The sequence below is a fragment of the Immundisolibacter sp. genome (assembly GCF_041625615.1).
GTDB lineage: Bacteria > Pseudomonadota > Gammaproteobacteria > Immundisolibacterales > Immundisolibacteraceae > Immundisolibacter.
The window spans coordinates 1-6021 of record NZ_JBFJTF010000134.1; the positions used below are offsets into that span (position 1 = coordinate 1).

Genomic DNA, 6021 nt, shown 5'->3' on the forward strand with positions numbered 1-6021 from the left:
CGCCGGCCACGGCGCCGGCCACCACGGCGGCCTTCTGGCCGGTGCCACCGCCAACGGTGCTGCCCGCGAGGCCGCCCAGTACCGCGCCGGTCACCGTGCCGATGTGCGTGCGCGAGCCTTCGATGCGTACCGGCTGGATGGCCTCGACCGTGCCGTACTTGACCACCTGTGCCTGACGCGTTTCGGCGCGCGAGTACACGTTGCCGGCTGTACTCGACGCACAGCCCGGGAGGCTAGCTGCCACCGTCAATGCGGCCAGGGCCACGGCGTAAGCGGGAAGGCGAGCGTGCATGGTGGAACCCGTACAGGTGGAAGGTCGGAATCGCGATTGGCAGCCGGCGGCGTTGCGCCCCCGTGGCACTGCCTATTGTACCGGCGGGCGCCTGTCCGGGCGCGGGTGTCAGACGCCGGCAGGGCGCGTCAGCAACAGCAGGACGGTCAGCTCCACCAGCTCGATGGCGGCGCCGTAGACGTCGCCGGTGGCACCGCCCAGGCGCCGCCGGGCGGCGCGTCCGACCAGCCAGGTCACCACCGCGGCGCCGAGCAGTGCCAGCGGCGCCAGGAACAGCCCCAGCAGCGCGACGACCGCCAGAACCTGACGTCCGCGCCGCCGTGGCAGGTGTGTGGTGATGGTTTCCGCCATGCCGCCCGGGCTGACGTAGCGCAGGGTGCACATCAGGGCCAGGGTGGCCGTGCGCGCCAGCACCGGCGCCAGCAGCAGCGGCACCAGGTCACCGCGCTCCAGCGCGGCGGCGATGCAGGCGTACTTGCCGAGCAGCAGCAGAACGAGGACCACCACCGCCAGGCCACCGACGTGCGGATCGCGCAGCACCGCCTGCCGTCGCTGACTGTCGCCGTGCCCGGCGGCCAGCGCATCGGTGCAGTCGGCCAGGCCATCCAGGTGCATGGCGCCGGAAAGCAGTGTCCAGAAGGTCAAGAGCAACGCGGCGGCCACCAGCGGCGGCAGTTCGAACACCAACCTGCCGGCGGCCAGCAGCAGCGCGCTGAGCACCAGGCCGACCAGCGGGTACATGAGCGGTGCGAACCCCCACTCCTGCGAGGAGGGTTCCCGGGGCACCGGCGTCGGCAGCGTCGTCAACAGGCCCAGAGCCAGGCCCAGGGGCCGAAGGAGGTGGTTCATCATGGCAAGCGCTCCCTCACCTTGGCTGACTCGAAGGTTGCCATCGCGCCGTGTGTGGCGCAGGCCAGGCGCAGCAGCGGCAGGGCCGTCAGCGCGCCGCTGCCCTCGCCCAGGCGTAGTCCCAGGGCCAACAGTGGTTCCGCGTCGAGCGCCTGCAGCAGTGCCTGATGACCCGGCTCGGCAGAGGCATGGGCAAACAGGCACCAGTCACGCACCGCCGGTTGCAGCCGGCAGGCGGCGAGCACGGCGGCGGTCGTGATGAAGCCGTCCACCAGCAGCGGGAGGCCGGTCTGCGCGCAGGCCAGCGCGGCGCCGGCTATGGCGGCGATCTCGAACCCGCCCAGCCGGCGCAGCGCTTCCAGAGGATCGGTGCAGTGCGCGCCGTGCAGCGCCAGTGCGCGTTCGATGATCCGCGTCTTGTGACGGATGCCGTCCGGCGCCAGGCCGGTGCCGGGACCGGTCAGCCGTGTCGCCGGCAACCGCAGCAGGGCGCCGGCAAGGGCCGCGGCGGCGGTGGTGTTGCCGATGCCCATCTCGCCGGCGATGAACATCTGCGCGCCGGTGTCGGCCGCCCGCCGCACGGCGTCACGCCCGGCCTGAAGCGCCGTGTCGCGCTGCGCGCCGCTCATGGCCGCGGTGGTGGTGAAATCGTGCGTCATGGCGGCGATGGGGCGGTTCACCAGGCCGGGGTGCTCCGCCACCGGCCCGACCGTGCCCAGGTTGACCACCTCCAGCGCGACGCCCTGCTCGCGCGCCAGCACGCTGGCGGCCGCGCCACCGGACAGGAAGTTGGCCACCATCTGCGCCGTGACGGCCTGCGGGTAGGCCGACACGCCGTGGGCCGCCACGCCATGATCGGCCGCGAACACGCAGGCACGCACGTGCTGCAGCGAGGGCCGGTCGGTGCCCTGCCAGGCGGCCAGTTGTACGGCCAGCGATTCCAGGCGTCCGAGCGCGCCCGCCGGTTTGGTGAGCCGTGCCTGGTGCGCCGCGGCGCGGGCGGCGGCGCCGGCGTCGGGCACGGCGCAGGGGGCGTGCAGCCAGTCGTTCATGTGACGGGGGCACCCTTGAGTGCCAGCGGCAGTCCGGCCACGGTCAGCAGCACCCGCTCGCAGCGGGCGGCCAGCGTCTGGTGCAGGGTGCCGGCGAGGTCGCAGTAACGGCGGCTGAGTTCGCCCAGCGGCACGATGCCCATGCCGGTCTCGTTGCCGACCAGCAGCAGCTGGCCGGGCAGCTGGTCGATTACGGCCACCAGCGCGGCGCGCTCGCGCTCCAGCACGGTGGCGTCGTCCTGCATGAGCAGGTTGGTCAGCCACAGGGTCAGGCAGTCCACCAGCAGGCAGGCGTCTTCCCGGGCGTGCCGGAGCAGGGTGTCGGCCAGCGCGATCGGCGCTTCCACCACCGTGCAGTCGATGGACCGCTGCGCGCGGTGGGCGGCGATGCGGGCGGCCATCTCGGCGTCGCCCGCGGTGGCCGTCGCGACGTAGGTGACCGGCAGTCCGCTGCCGGCGGCCAGCCGCTCCGCCAGGCGGCTCTTGCCCGAACGCACGCCGCCCAGGATCAGGGTTTTCATGGCAACTCCAGCAGGGTGTCGAGTGCACGGGTGTTGTGGTGATCGGCAACGGCGTCGGCCAGACGCTCGATGGCCGTTTCGGCCAGCTGCCGCCCGTCCACCGCGTCGGTCTGCGACAGGCCGGCCCACCGGATCAGTGCCTGGCAGGCGGCCGGTGTGTCGAACAGGCCGTGCAGGTACGTGCCGAGGATCTGTCCGTCCTCGCTGACGGCGCCGTCCGGGCCGTGGCTCAGTTGCAGCGCGGGGCGGGCCAGGGCGGGGCCGTGGCTGATGCCGTGGTGAATCTCGTAGCCGCGCACCGGGGCGTCGGCCAGGTGCAGGCGGCCCTGACTTTCGCGCAGGGTCTTGTCGGTGGCGAGGGTGGTCTCCAGCGCCAGCAGGCCGAGCCCGGCGACGCTGCCGGGCGGGCCTTCCACGCCGTGTGGGTCGTGGATGGCAGTGCCGAGCATCTGCAGCCCGCCGCAGATGCCGACCAGCCGGCCGCCGTAGCGCAGGTGCCGGTGGATGGCCGCTTCCCAGCCGTGCTGGCGCAGCCAGGCAAGGTCGGCGGCCACCGCCTTGGAGCCGGGCAGCACCAGCAGGTCCGCCGGCGGGATGGCCTGGCCGGGACCGATCCAGTGCAGGTCCAGCTGCGGTACCTGGCGCAGCGGGTCGAGGTCGGTGTGGTTGCTGATGCGCGGCAGCGCCGGCGCGATCACCCGCAGGCGGACGTCGGTGCCGGTGCGCGGTTCGTGCGCCAGGGCATCCTCGGCCGGCAGCGTGAGGCCGTGCAGGTAAGGCAGCACGCCGAGCACCGGCTTGCCGGTGTGCGCGCTCAGCCAGTCCAGACCCGGCTGCAGCAGGGCCATGTCGCCGCGAAACCGGTTGATGACGAAGCCTTTCACGCGCGCCCGTTCGGAGGCCGACAGCAGCGCCAGTGTGCCGACCAGGTGCGCGAACACGCCGCCGCGGTCGATGTCTGCCACCAGGATGACCGGACAGTCCACGGCCTCGGCAAAGCCCATGTTGGCGATGTCCCCGTCGCGCAGGTTGATCTCGGCCGGGCTGCCGGCGCCTTCCACCACGATGGCCTGGTAGTGCCCGGACAGGCGCCGGTGCGAGGCCAGCACCGCCTCCATCGCCAGGGGCTTGAAGGCGTGGTAGCCGACGGCGTCGAGGTTGCCGCGCGCCCGGCCGTGCACGATGACCTGGGCGCCGACATCGCTGGCCGGTTTCAGCAGCACCGGGTTGAAGTCGCTGTGCGGAGGCAGGCCGCAGGCCTGCGCCTGCACCGCCTGGGCGCGCCCGATCTCGCCGCCGTCCACCGTCACCGCGCTGTTGAGCGCCATGTTCTGTGGCTTGAACGGCGCCACGCGCACCCCGCGCCGGTGCAGCCAGCGGCACAGCCCGGTGACCAGCGCGCTTTTGCCGGCATCCGAAGTGGTGCCCTGGATCATCAAGGTGCTGGCCGGCATGGGAAACGGACAGGCAGTGGGACGGGCTGCGCATTATCGCCGCCGGTCCACTGCCGGTGGCCGGTAAAATAAGGATCTGATCGCCTCTGGAGCCGCGTCATGCCCGCTTACCGATCCCACACTTCCACGCACGGCCGCAATATGGCCGGCGCCCGTGCCCTGTGGCGTGCCACTGGCATGAAGGAGGGCGATTTCGGCAAGCCGATCATCGCCATCGCCAACTCGTACACGCAGTTCGTGCCGGGGCACGTGCATCTGAAGGATCTGGGCGACATCGTGGCGCGGCAGATCGAGGCGGCCGGCGGCGTGGCGCGTGAGTTCCACACCATCGCCGTCGACGACGGCATCGCCATGGGCCATGACGGCATGCTGTACTCGCTGCCGTCGCGCGAGCTGATCGCCGACGCCGTCGAGTACATGGTCAACGCCCACTGTGCCGATGCGCTGGTGTGCATTTCCAATTGCGACAAGATCACGCCGGGCATGCTGATGGCGGCCATGCGTCTGAACATTCCGGTGGTGTTCGTGTCCGGCGGGCCGATGGAAGCCGGCAAGGTGCAGTGGAAGGGCGAGCAGGTGGCCGTGGACCTGATCGACGCCATGATCGCCGCCGCCGACCCCACCGTCAGCGACGCCGAAAGCCTGGCCATGGAGCGCAGCGCCTGCCCCACCTGCGGCTCGTGCTCGGGCATGTTCACCGCCAACTCCATGAACTGCCTGACCGAGGCGCTGGGCCTGTCGTTGCCGGGCAACGGCAGCCTGCTGGCCACGCACGCGTTCCGGCGCGAGCTGTTCGAGGAGGCCGGCCGGCGCATCGTGGCGCTGACCCAGCGCTGGTACGAGCAGGACGATGCCACGGCCCTGCCGCGCGGCATCGCCACGCGGGCGGCGTTCGAGAACGCCATGGCGCTCGACATCGCCATGGGCGGTTCCACCAACACCGTGCTGCACCTGCTGGCCGCGGCGCAGGAAGGCGAGGTCGACTTCACCATGGCCGACATCGACCGCCTGTCGCGCAAGGTGCCGCACCTGTGCAAGGTGGCGCCGTCGACGCAGGTCTATCACATGGAAGACGTGCACCGCGCCGGCGGCGTGCTGGGCATCCTGGGCGAGCTCGACCGCGCCGGCCTGCTGGACACCACCGTGCCCACCGTGCACGCGCCGACCTTGAAGGACGCGCTGGCCCGCTGGGACATCGCGGCATCGAAAGAACCCGCCGCGCAGCGCCTGTACAGCGCCGCGCCGGGCGGCGTGCCGACGCAGGTGGCCTTCAGCCAGGACCGCACCTGGGAGGTCGACGCCGACCGTGCCAAGGGCTGCATCCGCACGCTGGAACATGCCTACAGCCGCGACGGCGGGCTGGCCGTGCTGTACGGCAACCTGGCCGAGAACGGCTGCATCGTCAAAACCGCCGGCGTGGACGAGTCCATCCTGCGCTTTGCCGGCACGGCCCGCGTGTTCGAGAGCCAGGATGCCGCGGTGGAGGCCATCCTGGGCAAGCGCATTGCCGCCGGCGACGTGGTGCTGATCCGCTACGAGGGCCCGCGCGGCGGTCCCGGCATGCAGGAAATGCTGTATCCGACCAGCTACCTGAAATCCCTGGGCCTCGGCAAGGCCTGCGCACTGGTCACCGATGGCCGTTTCTCGGGCGGCACCTCCGGTTTGTCCATCGGCCACGTGTCGCCGGAGGCGGCGGCCGGTGGCCTGATCGCCCTGGTCGAGGACGGGGACCGCATCGAGATCGACATCCCGGCCCGGCGCATCCATCTGGCGGTGGATGACGCCGAACTCGGCCAGCGCCGCGCGGCGGTGGAGCAATCGGCCACGCCGTGGCAGCCCCGGGATCGCCAACG

General features: G+C 71.8%; 5 protein-coding genes and 1 pseudogene. 1 reads left to right on the forward strand and 5 read right to left on the reverse strand.

Going from position 1 to position 6021, the window contains the following annotated elements; genetic code table 11:
- The 5 genes and pseudogenes from ABYX71_RS09880 to ABYX71_RS09900 form a co-directional block, all read right to left on the reverse strand.
- A pseudogene (locus ABYX71_RS09880) lies at positions 1 to 292 on the reverse strand (hypothetical protein); the annotation flags it as partial.
- 108 nt (positions 293 to 400) lie between these two features.
- Positions 401 to 1144 carry an adenosylcobinamide-GDP ribazoletransferase gene (cobS, locus tag ABYX71_RS09885; RefSeq protein WP_372696332.1) on the reverse strand — a complete coding sequence of 248 codons (744 nt, stop codon included), beginning with the start codon at positions 1142 to 1144 and terminating at the stop codon, positions 401 to 403.
- Entirely contained in the window at positions 1141 to 2193 is a 1053-nt protein-coding gene (gene cobT, locus ABYX71_RS09890; RefSeq protein ID WP_372696333.1) for a nicotinate-nucleotide--dimethylbenzimidazole phosphoribosyltransferase, read from the reverse strand. The genes cobS and cobT overlap by 4 nt, the downstream gene beginning before the upstream one ends.
- Positions 2190 to 2714 carry a bifunctional adenosylcobinamide kinase/adenosylcobinamide-phosphate guanylyltransferase gene (cobU, locus tag ABYX71_RS09895; RefSeq protein WP_372696334.1) on the reverse strand — a complete coding sequence of 175 codons (525 nt, stop codon included), beginning with the start codon at positions 2712 to 2714 and terminating at the stop codon, positions 2190 to 2192. Before cobU ends, cobT begins: the two co-directional genes overlap by 4 nt.
- A complete protein-coding gene (locus ABYX71_RS09900; protein ID WP_372696335.1) occupies positions 2711 to 4168 on the reverse strand; it encodes a cobyric acid synthase in 1458 nt (485 codons plus the stop codon). Before ABYX71_RS09900 ends, cobU begins: the two co-directional genes overlap by 4 nt.
- 99 nt (positions 4169 to 4267) lie before the next feature.
- On the opposite strand from ABYX71_RS09900, the gene ilvD reads away from it, so the two are divergent.
- Positions 4268 to 6021, forward strand: a 1754-nt coding sequence (gene ilvD / locus ABYX71_RS09905) for a dihydroxy-acid dehydratase (protein WP_372696336.1), incomplete at its 3' end; no start/stop codon positions are given.

Bases quoted from the DNA above. Each gene is read 5' to 3' on its own strand.
- cobS (WP_372696332.1), bottom strand. From the start codon at position 1,144: ATGATGAACCACCTCCTTCGGCCCCTGGGCCTGGCTCTGGGCCTGTTG.
- cobT (WP_372696333.1), bottom strand. From the start codon at position 2,193: ATGAACGACTGGCTGCACGCCCCCTGCGCCGTGCCCGACGCCGGCGCC.
- cobU (WP_372696334.1), bottom strand. From the start codon at position 2,714: ATGAAAACCCTGATCCTGGGCGGCGTGCGTTCGGGCAAGAGCCGCCTG.
- ABYX71_RS09900 (WP_372696335.1), bottom strand. From the start codon at position 4,168: ATGCCGGCCAGCACCTTGATGATCCAGGGCACCACTTCGGATGCCGGC.